The organism is Rheinheimera lutimaris (assembly GCF_013283795.1).
In the GTDB taxonomy this organism is placed as follows: Bacteria; Pseudomonadota; Gammaproteobacteria; order Enterobacterales; family Alteromonadaceae; genus Alishewanella; species Alishewanella lutimaris.
The window spans coordinates 20,624-37,006 of record NZ_JABSOD010000024.1 but is presented as its reverse complement, the minus strand read 5'-3'; the positions used below and the strand labels follow the sequence as shown (position 1 = coordinate 37,006).

The following is a 16,383-nucleotide window of genomic DNA, read 5'->3' as shown; positions in this document are numbered from 1 at the left end:
TTAGCCGGCGTTATCTGCCATGGTCATCAAAGACGCATTACCGCCGGCGGCTGTGGTGTTGATAGTCACCGTTTTTTCGGTGATTAAGCGCTGCAGCAAGCGTTGTCCGGCCGGTGCAGTAATCAACGGTAAAATAGCACCTTCACGGCTGGCAAGTAATTCAGCACACAACGGTTTTACTGCGCTGCTCACTTCCACTATGGCCCCTGCCAGCTCAGCATGAGCCAGCAGTGTGGTCAGGCAGTCCAACCGCACTACCGCTAACAGATGTGCCGGCATGCCGGCTTGCAACAGTGCTTTAATACAGGCTTCTGCTTCGGCAATGTCGCTGTCTTCTACCGCGGTGATCACTGCGTTTCCGGCAGCCAGCGCAGTGATAATAGCGACCAGCCAATGACTGAACGAGCTGGTTTCATCCCGCACCAGTGCCAGAATGCCGCGTGGGTCCAGTACCAACATATTGCTCTCACCGGTTGGCCCCGGCAACATTACCGGTTTTTGCAGCTCACGCTCGACCCGTTGCAGTTTTTGCTGCGCCAGAGTAAGCACTTGTTCTAAATCCGGTTCCAGTTTATGTACTACCGCGTTCGCCGCCAAAGACGCGAGGAACTGACGCAATACCGAGGTGCGCTGGTTAATGTTCAGTTGCGCCCATTGTTGCTGCGCCGCTGCCGCCGTTGGCATTGCATAGGCTACAGCATTGCTGGTGGTTTCATTAAGCAGACGCCGGCGCTTTTGTTCGCTGAGCTCTGCGCAGCTGACATCGGTGTTATCTTTAACCAGCCGTGTTAAATACAACGGGCCGCCGGCTTTTGGGCCGGTACCGGACAGGCCACGACCACCAAACGGCTGTACGCCAACCACAGCACCAATCATATTGCGGTTAATATAGATATTGCCGGCTTTGATATCGCGGGCGATGCGTTGGGTAAACTGCTCAATACGGCTGTGTACGCCCATGGTAAGGCCATAGCCGGTGGCGTTGATTTGGTTAATAATGCTATCCAGCTGGTTGGCATTAAAGCGGATAATATGCACTACCGGGCCAAACACCTCGCGCTCCAGCACGGTTAAGTCGCTGATTTCGTATAACCGCGGGGCGAAGAAGTAGTGCCGCTCACCCGATGGAATGCTGCACTCGTAGTGTAGGGTAGCTTTATCGGCTAAATACTGCACATGGCTGTTTAAGCGATCCAGTGCTTTGGCATCAATAACCGGGCCTAAATCAGTACTGAGCCACTGTGGGTCGCCCACATGCAACTGTGCCATGGCGCCTTTTAGCATGGTGATAATCTTATCTGCCACATCTTCCTGCAGGAATAATACCCGCAGTGCCGAGCAGCGCTGGCCGGCACTTTGGAAACCGGATGAAATAACATCATCCACTACCTGCTCCGGCAAGGCGGTTGAGTCGACAATCATACAGTTCTGGCCACCGGTTTCGGCAATCAGCGGTACCGGCTCGCCGCCGCGTTCTGCCAGTTTACGGGCGATCCAGCAACCGGTTTCCGTCGAGCCGGTAAACATCACGCCCTTAATGCGGCTGTCCGGCACTATGTGCTCACCCACCTGACTGCCGGGCGCAATAACCAACTGCACCACATGCTCCGGCATGCCGCACTGCTGCATTATTTCAACTGTACGTACGGCAATTAAACTGGTTTGTTCTGCCGGTTTGGCCACTACGCTGTTACCGGTAACAATAGCAGCGGCTACCTGGCCGAGGAAAATGGCCAGCGGGAAATTCCACGGGCTGATACATAAAAATACGCCGCGGGCTTGCTGTGGCCGGGCAAACAGCTCATCAGCGCGGGCGGCATAGTAGCGGCAAAAGTCGACTGCTTCACGTATTTCAGCAACGCTGTCGCCTAAGGTTTTACCGGCCTCTTTAATGCATAGTGCCAACAGTTCATCACGGTGGCTTTCCAACGCATCGGCAATACGGCGCAGCAGGGCGGCACGTTCAGCGGCGGCGGTTACTGACCAGCCGGCAAAAGCCGCTTCAGCATTGGCCAGTATTTGCTGCATTTTGCTCTGGTCGGCATAGTGCAGATAACCGATAACTTCATCAAGATTTGCCGGGTTGGTTACCGCCACAGCGTCATGTTGCACAGTCAGTTGCTTAGTGCTGTCAAACCACTTAGCCATTGCTGTTTTTACCGGTTCTATCCGGTCAATATCGGTTAAATCCAGCCCGGCAGAGTTTTGCCGTTCAGAACCATACAACGCGGCAGGTAACGGGATCTGTTGATTGCGCTTTTTGTGCCAGCCGCGCACCGTTTCTACCGGGTCGCCCAGCAGTGATTCTACCGGGATGCTTTCATCGACGATGTTATTGACGAAGGAGCTGTTAGCGCCGTTTTCCAGCAAGCGCCGCACTAAATAGGCCAATAAGTCAGAGTGTTCGCCAACCGGCGCGTAGATACGGCAGGGGATGTTATCTTTAATGACGATTTCGTCGTACAGCGCATCGCCCATGCCGTGTAAACGCTGAAACTCAAAACCAGTGTAATCTGTGGTCATTTCCATGATGCTGGCCACAGTATAGGCATTGTGCGTAGCAAACTGCGGGTAGATACTGTCGCGGTAGCTGAGCATTTTCTTTGCACAAGCCTGATAAGACACATCGGTAGCAGGCTTGCGGCTGAACACCGGAAAATCACTGAACCCCTCCAACTGGCTGAGTTTAATTTCGCTGTCCCAATAAGCACCTTTAACCAGCCGCACCATCATTTTGCGACCAACTTTCACGGTTAAATCACGCAGCCACTCAATCACATGGATGCCGCGTTTCTGGTAAGCCTGTACCGCCAGACCAAAGCCTTGCCAGTTTTCCAGCGCCGGGTCACTGAACACAGCTTCAATGATATCCAGCGATAAATCCAGTCGGTCGGCTTCCTCGGCATCAATAGTAAAACCGATATCATAGGCTTTAGCAGCTAATGCCAGTTGTTTTACCCGCGGCACCAACTCGGCCATTACGCGGTCGCGATGGCTGAATTCATAGCGCGGGTGAATGGCCGACAATTTCACCGAAATGCCGGGGCTGTTAAACGGGCCGCGGCCTTTGGCGGCTTTGCCAATGGTGTCTATCGCCTGCATATAACTGTCGAAGTAACGATCGGCATCCGCCATAGTGCGGGCGCCTTCGCCCAGCATATCGTAGGAGTAGCGAAAGCCTTTCGCTTCCATTTCTGTGGCACGGGTTAATGCTTCGCCTATGGTGGTGCCCATGACAAACTGCGCGCCCATAATTTGCATGGCATAACGCACAGCCTGGCGGATCACCGGCTCGCCCAGGCGGCCGCAGGTGCGTTTCAGCAAACCAAACTGTTGTTTTTTCTGCTCGTCAGAGTAGTTCACCAACTTACCGGTTAACAGCAGGCCCCAGGCCGATGCGTTAACAAATAACGAGCTGCTGTTGCCCAGATGCGCACTCCAGTCACCTTGAGACAATTTATCGCGAATAAGGCGGTCGGCCGTGGTTTTATCCGGCACACGCAGTAGGGCTTCGGCCAAACACATCAGCACCAGGCCTTCATCTGTCGACAACGAGAACTCATTTAACAGTGCATCAACACCGCCCTTGCCGGCTTGCGCCTGACGGATGTTAAGTACTAACCTGCGGGCCCGCTCCCATGCCCGGCTGCGGGCATTAACGCCTATGTCGGCCAGTGGCAGCAGGTAATCTAATACCTTATCTTCATCGGCACGATAGAAATCACGAATAATTTGACGCAGCGGTTGGGTGGCAACCAGGGAACCGTTATACAGCATGGCAGTAAGCTTCCTGACAAGATTTGAGAATGCGGCATTCTAGTGAAAACTCTGCCGCATAGGGTGGTTATTTTTTTGCTTTAACCCTATATAATTCTGCCAACATCAAACAAAACCAGAAAAGTTGCTGCCATGAGTACACCTGCTAAGAGTAAAGGGCTGGACCGGATAGATATCAGTATTCTGGATACGCTGCAGCGCGACGGCCGTATTGCTAATGTTGATTTGGCAAAAAAAGTGAATTTAAGCGCCAGCCCTTGTATCGACAGGGTAAAGCGGCTGGAAAAAGAGGGCTATATAGACGGGTTCGGTGCAAGATTAAATGCCGCCAGGCTGGGTTTTGGCACCGCCGCGTTTATTCAGGTTACGCTGGACAGAACCACCAGTGAGGTGTTTGATAAGTTTCGCGATGCGGTAGTACAAATTCCGCAGGTTGCCGAGTGCCATATGGTGGCCGGCGGTTTCGATTACTTATTAAAATTACGCCTGCCAAATATGGATGCATATCGCAGTATCCTGGCGCTAATTGTTGATTTACCCGGGGTAGCACAAACCCATACCTATGTGGTTATTGAGCAGGTAAAGAGCGATACCGGCTTGCCGTTAAAAAGCAGCGAAACCGGCCAGAGTTAAGCATTAGCTTGTAACTGCACGGCGGGCGCCGGCGTTACAAGCTAAGTAGAGCAATTTACATCCAGCGCTCGCTGTCGCGGCGTTTTGGCATCAGCAGTGGCAATAATAAGCCAAAGATTAACCCTGCCAGCAAGATCAAAGAACCCAGCACCATGGGCTTTTGCCAAATAGAGGTTTGCGTGGCCTCCACCTGGCCTTTTAACTGCTCGTAGGCGCGGTTTGCCTGTTCAAGCTGTTCAATTGCAGTTTGGCGTTCAGCCACAGCTTTGTTCAGCTGGCTGTTCAACTGATCACGTTGTTGCTCCAACTGCATAATATTTTCGTTATGATTGGCATAGTCTGACTTCAGTTGCTCTAACTGGCTGACCAGCCCGGGCGTATAGGTAACATACTCTTTCGGCAGCCAGCCGGTCTTGTTACCTTCAAACTGAATTTGCGCATAACCGGTGTCTGCATCTTCGGACAGAAAGGTTACGCTCTGGCCGGCATTTACCGTACCGATAATGCGGTACTGGTTGCTGGGGCCGGAATGCAGATAAACAAATAATGCATCGCTGATAAACGCCGGTTTGCTTTCTGTCTGGGCAACGGCTGCGCCGGCAAGGCTTAAGCAGTACGCCGAAAATAATACCAGCAGGGAGCTTTTAATTAATCTGAACATAGGTATCCTGAGCTTATTTGTACAAAATAGCTTTGCAGCCAACTCCTTGGATGATAGGGAGTTGCGCGGCAATTGACAAGGGTTAAAACGGTAAGGTGGCACAGCACCGCTACCGTAGCAAACAGAGTAGCAGATGAGCACTGAACTGGAACTGAAGTTTTTAATGCCGCCGTCGTATTTACCGCAGCTGATCGCGTTGCTGCCACAGCTGGGCAAGGTGCAGGGCAGTGATGACACCAACTTACTGAATGCCTACTTTGATACTGACGATAACTGGTTTCGCCGCCATGATATGGGGCTGCGTAGCCGTCTTAAGCGCGGCTGTTATGAACAAACCATTAAACTGGCCGGCCGGCAGCACGGCGCTATGCAAATGCGACCTGAATACAATGTTGCCTGCGCGACTGTGCTGCCGCAACTGGCGGCTTTCCCGGCGCACATCTGGCCGCCGGCTACTGATATAGCGCAGTTACAGCAGCAGCTTACTGAGTTATTCCGCACCGACTTCAACCGCAAAAGCTGGCAACTGCAATGCAGTGACGGCAGCATGGTAGAGCTGGTGTATGACCAGGGTAAGGTACAGGCTGCGCAGCGTACGCAACCAATTGCCGAGCTGGAGTTAGAGCTGTTAAGTGGTGAGGCACAGCAATTATTTAATCTGGCGCGGCAGTTGTTACAACAGTTACCGCTGCAAACCGGTTGGCTGAGTAAAGCCGCGCGTGGCTATGGCCTGGCAACACGGCAACAGCTTGCCGTGCCGGCGCACAACGGTGACAGCCTGCTGACGCAAATTAACGCCTTACAACAAGCAGCGGCTTGTTATCAACAGCAAGCCGGTAGTGCCGCTTTAGCCGCTGCGGCAACAGCATTATCGGCGCTGGCAGTCAGTATGCAGGCCGTGCCGCTATTGCAGCCGTTAAGCCCGCAAGCGGCCGGGCTGGCGTCGCAGCTGATGTCAGATGCCAGTGTACTTACGCAGCAAAATTATCATCTGCTGCTGTTGGCCGTATCTGAGTACCTGTACCATAACCAGTGATGCGGAGCTAACAATGACGCAAAATAATGCTGCATTAAACGATTATCTGGCGCAAATACTCAGCCGGTTTGAGCTAAGCAGTCTGAGCAGCAAACAACTGCAGCAACTGCAGCGCTTGCTCAGTGCCAGCAGTTTTATCGGCCGTACGTTGCAGCAACAACCCCGGCTACTGGCAGAGTTTTGTGACCCGGCAACCTTACAGCAGCAGCTGGCCACGCCAGGCCCTGTACTGGCGGCAGATACCGCACCAACAGATGAAGCGGCAGTGTTTGCCGCGCTGCGCCGCTACCGCAATGCGCAGCTGTGTCGCATTCTGGCGGCTGATATTTTGCAGTTACAGCAGATCGAAGCCAGTTTACAGCAGGTATCGCAGTTGGCTGATGTGCTGATCAATACCGCTTACCACTGGGCCTATCAGCAGTTGAGCGTGCAGTGGGGAACGCCGTTGGATGATCAGGGCAAGCCGATGCCGTTGCTTATTCTGGGGATGGGTAAACTGGGCGGTGGCGAGCTGAACTTCTCCTCTGATATTGATTTAATTTTCACCTATCCGGCTAACGGCGACACCAGCGGTGGCCGGCGCAGCACCGAGCACCAGCAGTTTTTCACTAAGCTGGGGCAAAAGCTGATAGCGGCGTTGCATCAGGTTACCGCTGACGGTTTTGCTTATCGCGTCGATATGCGGCTGCGGCCTTTTGGTGACAGTGGCCCTTTGGTGCTGAGCTTTGCCGCGATGGAAGATTATTATCAGGAGCAAGGCCGCGAGTGGGAACGTTACGCCATGTTAAAGGCGCGGGTGCTGAATCCGGACGGCCGGCACAGCGCTGAGTTGCAGCAGCTGCTTAAGCCCTTTATTTACCGGCGTTATATCGACTTTTCTGCCATCGAATCGCTGCGGCGGATGAAACAACAAATTGAGCAGGAAAACCGCCGTTTAAACCGGCGCGACAATATTAAGCTGGGTGTTGGCGGTATCCGCGAAGTGGAATTTATCGTACAAACGCTGCAACTGATCCGCGGTGGCCGGATTCCGGCTATGCAGCAACCGTCATTGCTAAAAGCGCTGCCGGTACTGGCGCACGAGGCGGTGTTAACGCCAGAACAAGCCGATGAACTGCGCAGCGATTATTTATTGTTGCGCCGCGTAGAGCAGGCATTGCAGGGCATAGACGATCAGCAAACCCAAACCTTGCCGCAAGATGAGTTACCGCGAGCACAATTGCTCGCTGCACTGCAACTGGATAGCTGGGCAACGCTGCAACACCAGGTAGATGGCGCTATGGCACGGGTGCATCAACAATTTAAACTGGTGATAGACAACGGCGAAGAGCCGGAGCAACAGGACACCAGCGTGGGTAAATTGCTGTGGGACAGCGAACAGCCGGCAGAGGATTTAGCCCCGCAACTGGACTGGCTGGATGTGCCGGATGCAATGGCACTGATTGCGCAGTTACACGAGTTTAAGCAAGACTGTCAAAAGCGCAGTGTCGGTCCGCGTGGCCGTGACTTTCTGGCTAAGCTGGTGCCGTTGTTATTACATATGCTGCAACAGCAGCAAAGCCAGCCCACGGTATTGGCACGGGTGCTGGGCGTGTTCCGCCACATTGTTACCCGTACCGCCTATCTGGAGCTGCTGTTTGAAAATACCGCCGCGCTGCAGCAATTAGTGTTGCTGTGTAATCAAAGTGGTTGGTTGGCAGAACAATTGGCGCGCTACCCGATGTTGCTGGACGAGCTTATTGACCCGGCGCAGTTATATCAGGTTGCCAGCCGCACCGACTACAGCGACCGCTTGCGCCAGCACATGCTGCGTGTACCGGCGGATGATTTAGAGCTGCAGATGGAAACACTGCGCCAATATAAACAAGCACAACAGCTGCGTATCGCCGCTGCTGATATCAGTGGTGTGTTGCCGCTGATGAAGGTGAGCGATCACCTGACCTGGCTGGCCGAAGAAGTGATGGCGCAGGTGGTTGAGCTGGCGTGGCAGCAAATGGCAGAGCGCTATGGCGTACCGGCGAATGCCAGCGCAGAAGATAAAGGCTTTGCTGTTATAGCCTATGGCAAACTGGGCGGGCTGGAGCTGGGTTACGGCTCTGATCTGGACCTGGTATTTGTGCATAACTGCGACAGCCAGCAGGCAACCAATGGTGAGCGTAGTATTGATTCAAAACAGTTTTATTTAAAACTGGTGCAGCGGGTGCTGCATCTGTGCACCACCCGCACTAACAGCGGGGTGCTGTACGACATAGATACCCGGCTGCGTCCCTCAGGTAACTCGGGCTTGCTGGCCATTCATATCAATACCTATGGCGAGTATTTGCAGCAGGAAGCCTGGACCTGGGAGCATCAGGCGTTAGTACGGGCGCGGCTGATTTATGGCAGCGCAGCATTACAGCAGCAGTTTGAGCAAATTCGTCAGCGCATTCTCAGCCAGCCCCGTGATCTAACCAGCCTCAAGGCAGATGTAGTGCAAATGCGGGAAAAACTGCGTCAGCATCATGCTGCCGACGCCGCAGATCCTAAGCACAGCAGCGGCGGCATAGTGGACCTGGAATTTATCAGCCAATACCTGGTGTTGGCGCATGCCGCAACAGACAGCAGCTTATACCGCTACAGCGATAATATCCGCATTCTGGATGCAGCTGCAGCCGCCGGTTTACTCAGCACAGAGCAGGTAGTGCAGTTGCAGCAGGCTTATCAGTTGTTACGCGGTGCCGGCCACCGTCAAACACTGGCGCCGGCTACGCTGCCTTCCCTTGACAGCCTGCAGCAGGCCAGGCAGCAGGTTGAACACGTATGGCAGCAGCTATTTTATCCGCTTTAGCCCTCAGCGTTATTTAGCTTTGGGCTTGGTATCTGCGGTAATGCAGTTTTGTTGCAGATGGTCGTTGGCTTTGTCGGTTATCACCGCGGCGCGTTCGCGCGGACAATAATAAGACAGCACCGGCGAGGAGAAATCCGGTGCGATGGCAACGCCCACTTCGTAGATAGTTTCTATTAAGGTGCTGTCTGTTTGAAAATATTGCTTAACTACGTAATCGCGCGGCAAGGTCCAAAACAGTTCGACGCCCTCGGCCCGGGCATATTCTGTCAGTTTGGTTTTAACGGTGTCACCTTCACGAAAGCGCCGGTCAGTTACCTGGCCGCGCCAGTTGTCATCGCCAGGCACTACTACTTTAGCGCGTTGCTTTAATTGCCCGGTTAATTTGTCGCTGGTATCAGGCAGGGTAAGGCGAAACTCGGATATTTCGCGGGCACCATCGGCAATAGAGCCGCGAATTTTGCTGTAAAACTCACTGAAACCTTCGGCGGCTTCATTGGCAGAGTTTTTACGAATCAAAAAGTCCGGCCGTGTCAGAATCAGATACGCCAGAGTGCCTAATACCACTAATATTGTCAGATTACGCAACCAAAACCACATACTTTAGTCTCCTTTATACAGCGAAGGGGCATCTGCCTGCGGCCTGGTTTTAAACCGGCGATGCAGCCACATATATTGCTCAGGTTGGCGCAATACTGCCTGCTCAACCCATTGGTTAACTCTGGTAACGTCAGCCTTGTCATCCCCGGTTGGAAAGGGCGTTAACGGTGGCAGTACATCAATATGATAACCTTTATTACCGGGCAACCGGCTGGTCACCACCGGTATAACCACGCAGTTAGCGGCGTTAGCAAACAACAAAGTACCGGTAGTGGTGGCAGTGTCACTAACGGCAAAAAACGGCACAAACTCGCTGCGGTTGCGGCCATAATCCTGATCCGGCAGGTAAAAACACACTTCCTGCTGATTCAGGGCGCTAATCAGGCCTTTAACATCGCGTTTGCCTACCATATATTTATTGGCTTTGTTACGGCCGTGGTACTGCAGGTAGTCCATCAACGGATTATTATGCGGCCGGTAAAAGCCCACGCTGGGGTGGGTTAAGCCAAAAACGCGGCAGGCACCTTCCAAATGCAGAAAATGCGCCGCTAACAATAACACACCTTTGCCTTGCGCAGTCGCGGCTTCAATATGTTGATAACCACTGAAATGGGCCAGCTTTTTAATGCGCCAGTCCGGCCACCACCAGCCAATCACAGTATCAAACAGGGCTTTGCCTGTTTCCTCAAAATTGCGTTTTACCAACGCAGCTTGTTCGGCGGCGGGCATAGCAGGAAAGCACAGCTGAATATTGCGCCGCGCTACTTTACGCCGTGATTTAAGCAACCGGTGCAACACACGGCCAAAGCCTGCCCCCAGCCACATTAATACCGGATAAGGTAACCAGCTGATTAACCAGAGTAAGGCGGCACCAAGCCACAATAACCAATATTTTGGCAGTAAAAAACGCCAGCTAAACTGCGGAGCCTGAACCACGCGCTGTCCTCAGCAAAAAAATAATGCGCTATTGTAACGAAAATCGGCGGCGGTGATAGTGAAAACTGGTAAGAGGTTCACCGCGGACGCGGTGAACCTTAGAAGCGAAGAGTACCTGACTAGTTGGTCAACGCCTGGTTAATTGCCGCTAAATCCTGTTCAGATAGGCTACCTGCAGCTTGTTTTAACTGCAACATGGTAACGATATAGGTATAACGGGCGCTGGATAAATTACGGCGTGCCTCAAACAGGTTACGGGTACTTTGCAGTACATCCACAATAGTACGGGTACCTACTTCAAAGCCGGCCTCAGTGGCGTTTAATGCACTTTCGGCAGACACCACAGCTTGCTCTAAGGCGCGGATAGAGGAAATTTGCGCATTTACACCGTTAAATGAACTGCGTACCTGGCGGATAACCGCACGGTGGTTCAACTCCAGCGTTTGGCCTACTTCAACATAGTTCGCTTTCGCTACTTCTACTCCGGCCGATACACCACCTCCGCTGTAAATAGGCACCGCCAGCTCAATGCCGACAGAGCTGGTGTCAACGCGATCAGCGCCGGAAACTTTACCTGTCCCCATGCGTGCCGTCAGACCTAATGTCGGGTAATGGCCGGCTTTGGCCAAATCGATATCTTTATCGGCAATATCCAACAGTACGCGCTGGCTTTTTAGTACCAAATTATAATCTTGGGCCAGCTTAACCCAATCTTGCACCGCGGCCGGTGATGGCGAGCCCGGAGCAAATTTGTCGGTGTTTAACAGCGCTAAATCTTCGTGGTACTGGCCGGTAATCTCACGCAAGAACTCGCGGGCGTTCTCCAATTCGTTTTCTGCAGCAATTTCACGTGCTACTGCACTGTCATACTGAGCCTGGGCTTCATGTACGTCGGTAATCGCGGTTAAACCCACCGCAAAGCGTTGCTTGGTCTGTTCCAACTGGCGTTCAATGGCGCGTTTTTCGGCCTGAGCAAAACCCAGATCATCAATAGCACCTAAAACATTAAAATAGGATTGGGTTACCCGGACTATCAGGTTTTGCACTTCGCTGTCGTAAACGGTTTGCACTTGCAATGCAACCTGCTCGGCACGGGATAAACGACCCCAATCGCTCCAGTTAAACAGGCTCTGCTGCAACGTTATGCCGGCGGAGGAGCTGTTAGGAGCATCAAAACTGCTGCTGCTTCTGTCATCGCGGCCAAAGCTGGCGCTGGCAGTGATGTTAGGTAACAGTGATGCCCGAGATACATCAATATTTAAGGCTGCGGCATCTCGAGTTGCAGCAGCGCGCAATACGGTTGGGTCTTTTTGTGTGGCTAACTGATAAATTTCCTGCAGATCTGCTGCAGCGGTGTGCCAACTTAACAGTGCGAAAGATGACGCTAACAAAGTGCTTAATAAGGTTTTTTTCATTTTACCAATCCTGGCCAGCTAAAAGGAAACTGCACGAATAATACTCTGATACTGTAAACTAAGTAATCATTAAACCGTAAAGTTACATGCAAGAGTGTAACAGAATGTGAGTGCAGTTATGTCTGAAAACAATATGCCGCAGTATCCCTCATTTAATCGCCAGGATCTGGAAATTCTCGACAAAAGCACGGTTTTTCAAGGTTTTTTCCGCTTAGACCGCTATACCTTACGCCATCGTTTGTTTAACGGTGGCTGGAGTGAGCCGATGCAACGTGAAATTTTCGAGCGCGGTCACGCCGCTGTAGTGTTGCCGTACAATGCCGACACTGATGAAATAGTGCTGATAGAGCAGGTCCGGCTTGGTGCCGCGTTGACCAGCTCCAGCCCCTGGTTGCTTGAAGCAATAGCCGGTATGATTGAGCCCGGCGAGAGCGCAGAGCAGGTGGCCAGGCGCGAAGCAGAGGAAGAAGCGGGGTTAACAATTAATGAACTTTGGCCTATGCTTAGCTACTTATCCAGCCCGGGCGGCACTACCGAGCGCATACAACTGTTTTTGGGCCGGCTGACGCAACCGGTGCAAAACGGTATTTTTGGTCTGGCCGACGAGCATGAAGATATTAAAGTGCATGTTGTTACACGCCCGGCGGCTATGCAGCTGCTGGCAGAACAAAAGATAGATAATGCCGCCAGTGTTATTGCGCTGCAATGGCTGGCGCTTAACCTTGATAAAGTACAGCAGGCCTGGAGGGCGTAACGTGTGGTTTAAACGCCGGAAATATGTACCTAAGCTACCGGATTTTCTGGCATTGTGTGAGCGTAACTACGCTCAGCTAAACCGCTATCTGGCTGATGGCACTACACCTGGTCAGGCCACGGTAATCAATGTGACAGAGCAGCATCAGTACCGGATCAGTGTGACGGAGGTTGCGCGTTTTACCACCACCTTACAGATTGAACTGACTGACGAGCGCGAGCACTATTTTCGTCCCGGTTTTGTCGTGCGTTTGTATCATGATGCGCAGGTGGCCGAAGTGTTGTCTTGCCAGCATATCAGCCGTTTTAAAGCCCGTTACGATTACCCCAATGCCGAAATGTTACTGCCGGACGAAAAACGGCAAATTAACCTGCTGCTGCGTGACTGGTTAAAATTGTGCGCCGGCCAGGGCTATATTAACCGGGAGCTGGCGTTCGGTTGATGCAGTATTCGTTCAGTGCCAAAGCGCAGTACCGACTGGCGCAAATCACCGATTGTCATTTACTGGCCAGCGCAGAGGGTGTTTACCATCAGGTGCAGCCGGCTGCTCATCTTGCTGCCATAGTCGCTACTCTGGTGATAGAGCAACCTGACGCGGTGCTGCTAACCGGCGATTTAACGCAGGATCATACAGCGGCATCTTATCAGTTGTTGGCTAAGTTACTGGCGCCGCTTTCCTGCCCGGTATTTTGTCTGCCGGGGAATCATGATGATATCGCCATGTTGGCGCAATTGTGCAGCGAGGCGCCGTTCCGGCCGGAGCGCAACTTACAGTTGGGCGATTGGCAGTTACTGTTACTTAACAGCAAAGGCGATACCCCGGCCGGCGCTTTTGTGCCGGCAGAACAAGCCTGGCTGCAAACCGCATGCAAACATAGCAGTGCCGCGGCAATCTGGTTGTTTTGCCATCATCATCCGGCGCCGTTACACTGCTTTATTGATAAACACGGCCAACAGGATGCTGCGGCGTTGTGGCAAAACATAGCAACAGAGCCGCGTATTGCCGGTATTGCCCATGGTCATGCACATTATGCCTATCAGTCGCAGCAACAGGGCGTAACTATTGTCGGTTGTCCGGCCAGCTCAGTGCAGTTTTTAGCAACGCCGGACTGGCAAACTAAAGACGACGGGCCGCAGTGGTGCGATTGGTATTTTGCGGCACAAGGCAGTGTCAGCTGGCAGTTTCGCCGGCTGCAGTTAAGTAAATAAATAACTGAAAATTAAGTAGTAAGCATAAATAATGAATAAAAAAGTAGTGTATTTACATGGCTTTGCCAGCTCATCGCAGTCAGATAAAGCGGTACTGACCCGCGATTTTTTTCAGCAGCATTATCCCCGCATCGAGTTCAGCGCGCCGGATTTACCCTACGATCCAACAGCCGCCATGCAGTTATTGCAGCAACATATCGGCAGCAGGCGGGATGTCGCGCTGATCGGCAGCTCGCTGGGTGGCTTTCTGGCGACCTGTATCGCCGAACAGATTAACTGCCGTGCCTGCCTGATTAATCCGGCGGTGGCACCGCATACTGTATTAAATCAACATTTAGGTCGCTATTACCATCCGGTGCTGCAACAACACTATGATGTCGGCACCGGACAAATCGGGGTGTTAGCACAGCTGATGCCGCAGCGGTTGCAGCGGCCAGAGAATTATCTGCTGCTGTTGCAAAGCGGCGATGAAGTGTTAGATTACCGTCTTGCGCTTGATTACTATCAGGGCGCAAACATAAACCTGAGCGAAGGTGGCGATCACAGCTATGTCGGCTATGCCGGCCAGTTGCAGACTATTGCCAATTTTTGCCAACTCGCGTAAAAACGCGCTTAATCCTATCAGCCAGTGACGAGACTATGACTGCACAACAATACAATGCCGACTCGATTGAAGTACTGACCGGATTAGAGCCGGTGCAACGTCGCCCGGGAATGTATACCGATACCACCCGGCCTAACCATTTGGGCCAGGAAGTTATTGATAACAGTGTGGATGAAGCCTTAGCCGGGCATGCGGATACGGTGCAGGTTATTCTGCATGATGATCAGTCGCTGGAAGTGATTGATAACGGCCGTGGTATGCCGGTCGATATTCACCCTGAAGAGGGTGTTACCGGCGTCGAGCTGATTTTCTGCCGCCTGCACGCCGGCGGTAAATTTTCCAATAAAAATTATCAATTCTCCGGTGGCTTGCACGGCGTGGGTATCTCGGTGGTTAACGCCTTATCCAGCCGTGTAGATGTAACCGTGCGCCGTGACGGCAATATTTATGAAATGGCGTTTGAACACGGCAATAAAGTGGCCGAACTGGCCGTTACCGGCACCGTAGGTAAGCGTAATACCGGCACCCGGGTGCGGTTTTGGCCTACGCCGTCTTATTTTGACTCGCCAAAGTTCTCTGTCAGCCGCATGTTGCATGTACTGAAAGCCAAAGCGGTATTGTGTCCGGGTTTAACCGTCAGTTTTGACGATAAAGTGAACCAGCAGCAGTACCAGTGGTGCTATCAAAACGGTATTAAAGATTATCTGGCCGAGTCGGTAAAAGATTACATTTGCCTGCCGGAAAAACCCTTTACCGGCAGCTTCAGTGCCAGTACCGAAGCCGTAGAGTGGGCGCTGTTATGGTTGCCTGAAGGCGGCGAGCTGGTTACTGAAAGCTATGTTAACTTAATTCCCACCGCCCAGGGCGGTACTCATGTTAATGGCTTACGCCAGGGCTTGCTGGAGGCACTGCGCGAATTTTGTGAGTTTCGTAACCTGTTGCCGCGCGGTATTAAACTATCGCCGGAAGACGTCTGGGACCGCTGCTCCTATATTTTATCGTTAAAAATGCAGGACCCGCAGTTTGCCGGCCAAACCAAAGAGCGTTTGTCGTCGCGCCAGTCGTCGGCTTTTGTCTCCGGTATTGTTAAAGATGCCTTTAGCTTATGGCTGAACGAGCATACGGATATTGCGGAGAGTCTGGCCGATTTCTGCATTAACAACGCACAAAAACGCTTAAAAGCAGCGAAAAAAGTGGTGCGCAAAAAAGTCACCTCCGGCCCGGCCTTGCCCGGCAAACTGGCAGATTGCTCGGCGCAGGATCTTAACCGCACTGAACTGTTTCTGGTAGAAGGTGATTCAGCCGGCGGCAGCGCCAAACAAGCCCGCGACCGTGAATTTCAGGCGGTAATGCCGCTGCGCGGTAAAATACTTAACACCTGGGAAGTGGAGTCCGGCCAAATTTTAGCTTCGCAGGAGGTACATGATATTTCTGTCGCGATTGGTATGGACCCGGACAGCGAAGATTTAACCGGCTTACGTTACGGCAAACTGTGTATTTTAGCTGATGCTGACTCCGACGGATTACACATTGCTACCTTACTGTGCGCATTGTTTATGCGGCATTTTAGCAGCCTGGTGGAAGCCGGCCATGTCTATGTAGCAATGCCGCCGCTATACCGTATTGATATAGGTAAAGAAGTCTATTATGCGCTGGATGAAGATGAGAAAAACGGCATTCTTGACCGCATAGAAGCAGAGAAAAAGCGCGGCAAGGTCAATGTGCAGCGTTTTAAAGGCTTGGGTGAAATGAACCCGTTGCAGCTGCGTGAAACTACCATGGACCCGAATACCCGGCGTTTAGTGCAGCTAACCATCGATGATGTGGCGCAAACCATGGAGTTGATGGATATGTTGTTGGCGAAAAAGCGCGCGACTGACCGGCGTGACTGGTTAGAGTTAAAAGGTGATAAAGCTGCGATCAGTGTGTAACGC

Annotated in this window: 13 protein-coding genes; 8 read left to right on the top strand and 5 right to left on the bottom strand. The window is 52.4% G+C overall.

The window, feature by feature from the left end:
• On the bottom strand, positions 1-3,777 hold the full coding sequence (putA, locus tag HRH59_RS16935; RefSeq protein ID WP_173502463.1) for a bifunctional proline dehydrogenase/L-glutamate gamma-semialdehyde dehydrogenase PutA: 3,777 nt from the start codon (positions 3,775-3,777) through the stop codon (positions 1-3).
• A 132-nt stretch (positions 3,778-3,909) separates the two neighbouring features.
• On the opposite strand from putA, the gene HRH59_RS16930 reads away from it, so the two are divergent.
• A complete protein-coding gene (locus tag HRH59_RS16930; protein WP_173502462.1) occupies positions 3,910-4,410 on the top strand; it encodes an Lrp/AsnC ligand binding domain-containing protein in 501 nt (166 codons plus the stop codon).
• 55 nt (positions 4,411-4,465) lie between these two features.
• Here HRH59_RS16930 and HRH59_RS16925 read toward each other — a convergent pair whose 3' ends face one another.
• A complete protein-coding gene (locus HRH59_RS16925; protein WP_173502461.1) occupies positions 4,466-5,071 on the bottom strand; it encodes a TIGR04211 family SH3 domain-containing protein in 606 nt (201 codons plus the stop codon).
• 133 nt (positions 5,072-5,204) lie between these two features.
• On the opposite strand from HRH59_RS16925, the gene HRH59_RS16920 reads away from it, so the two are divergent.
• On the top strand, positions 5,205-6,107 hold the full coding sequence (locus HRH59_RS16920; RefSeq protein ID WP_173502460.1) for a CYTH domain-containing protein: 903 nt from the start codon (positions 5,205-5,207) through the stop codon (positions 6,105-6,107).
• A gap of 13 nt (positions 6,108-6,120) precedes the next feature.
• Positions 6,121-8,934: a bifunctional [glutamate--ammonia ligase]-adenylyl-L-tyrosine phosphorylase/[glutamate--ammonia-ligase] adenylyltransferase gene (gene glnE / locus HRH59_RS16915; protein WP_173502459.1), complete on the top strand. Its 2,814-nt coding sequence runs from the start codon at positions 6,121-6,123 to the stop codon at positions 8,932-8,934.
• Positions 8,935-8,943: 9 nt separating this feature from the next.
• On the opposite strand, the gene HRH59_RS16910 is transcribed toward glnE, so the two are convergent.
• The 3 genes from HRH59_RS16910 to tolC form a co-directional block, all read right to left on the bottom strand.
• The gene (locus HRH59_RS16910) at positions 8,944-9,531 is read right to left on the bottom strand and encodes a TcpQ domain-containing protein (protein WP_173502458.1); all 588 of its coding nucleotides are present in this window, start codon (positions 9,529-9,531) and stop codon (positions 8,944-8,946) included.
• 3 nt (positions 9,532-9,534) lie between these two features.
• Positions 9,535-10,467 (bottom strand): LpxL/LpxP family Kdo(2)-lipid IV(A) lauroyl/palmitoleoyl acyltransferase, encoded by a 933-nt coding sequence (gene lpxL / locus HRH59_RS16905; protein WP_173502457.1) that lies wholly within the window; start codon positions 10,465-10,467, stop codon positions 9,535-9,537.
• A gap of 119 nt (positions 10,468-10,586) precedes the next feature.
• Positions 10,587-11,882, bottom strand: coding sequence for an outer membrane channel protein TolC (gene tolC / locus HRH59_RS16900; protein ID WP_173502456.1), 1,296 nt, complete (start codon positions 11,880-11,882; stop codon positions 10,587-10,589).
• Between the two features lie 118 nt (positions 11,883-12,000).
• Here tolC and nudF point away from each other — a divergent pair, with 118 nt between their 5' ends.
• The 5 genes from nudF to parE are packed head-to-tail and all read left to right on the top strand — an operon-like array spanning position 12,001 to position 16,380.
• A complete protein-coding gene (nudF, locus tag HRH59_RS16895) occupies positions 12,001-12,636 on the top strand; it encodes an ADP-ribose diphosphatase (protein WP_173502455.1) in 636 nt (211 codons plus the stop codon).
• Between the two features lies 1 nt (position 12,637).
• Positions 12,638-13,078: a DUF1249 domain-containing protein gene (locus HRH59_RS16890; RefSeq protein WP_331460199.1), complete on the top strand. Its 441-nt coding sequence runs from the start codon at positions 12,638-12,640 to the stop codon at positions 13,076-13,078.
• Positions 13,078-13,845 carry a metallophosphoesterase family protein gene (locus HRH59_RS16885; RefSeq protein ID WP_173502453.1) on the top strand — a complete coding sequence of 256 codons (768 nt, stop codon included), beginning with the start codon at positions 13,078-13,080 and terminating at the stop codon, positions 13,843-13,845. The genes HRH59_RS16890 and HRH59_RS16885 overlap by 1 nt, the downstream gene beginning before the upstream one ends.
• A gap of 31 nt (positions 13,846-13,876) precedes the next feature.
• Positions 13,877-14,449 carry a YqiA/YcfP family alpha/beta fold hydrolase gene (locus HRH59_RS16880; protein ID WP_173502452.1) on the top strand — a complete coding sequence of 191 codons (573 nt, stop codon included), beginning with the start codon at positions 13,877-13,879 and terminating at the stop codon, positions 14,447-14,449.
• Between the two features lie 35 nt (positions 14,450-14,484).
• Positions 14,485-16,380 carry a DNA topoisomerase IV subunit B gene (gene parE / locus HRH59_RS16875; RefSeq protein ID WP_173502451.1) on the top strand — a complete coding sequence of 632 codons (1,896 nt, stop codon included), beginning with the start codon at positions 14,485-14,487 and terminating at the stop codon, positions 16,378-16,380.
• Positions 16,381-16,383: the final 3 nt, after the last annotated feature.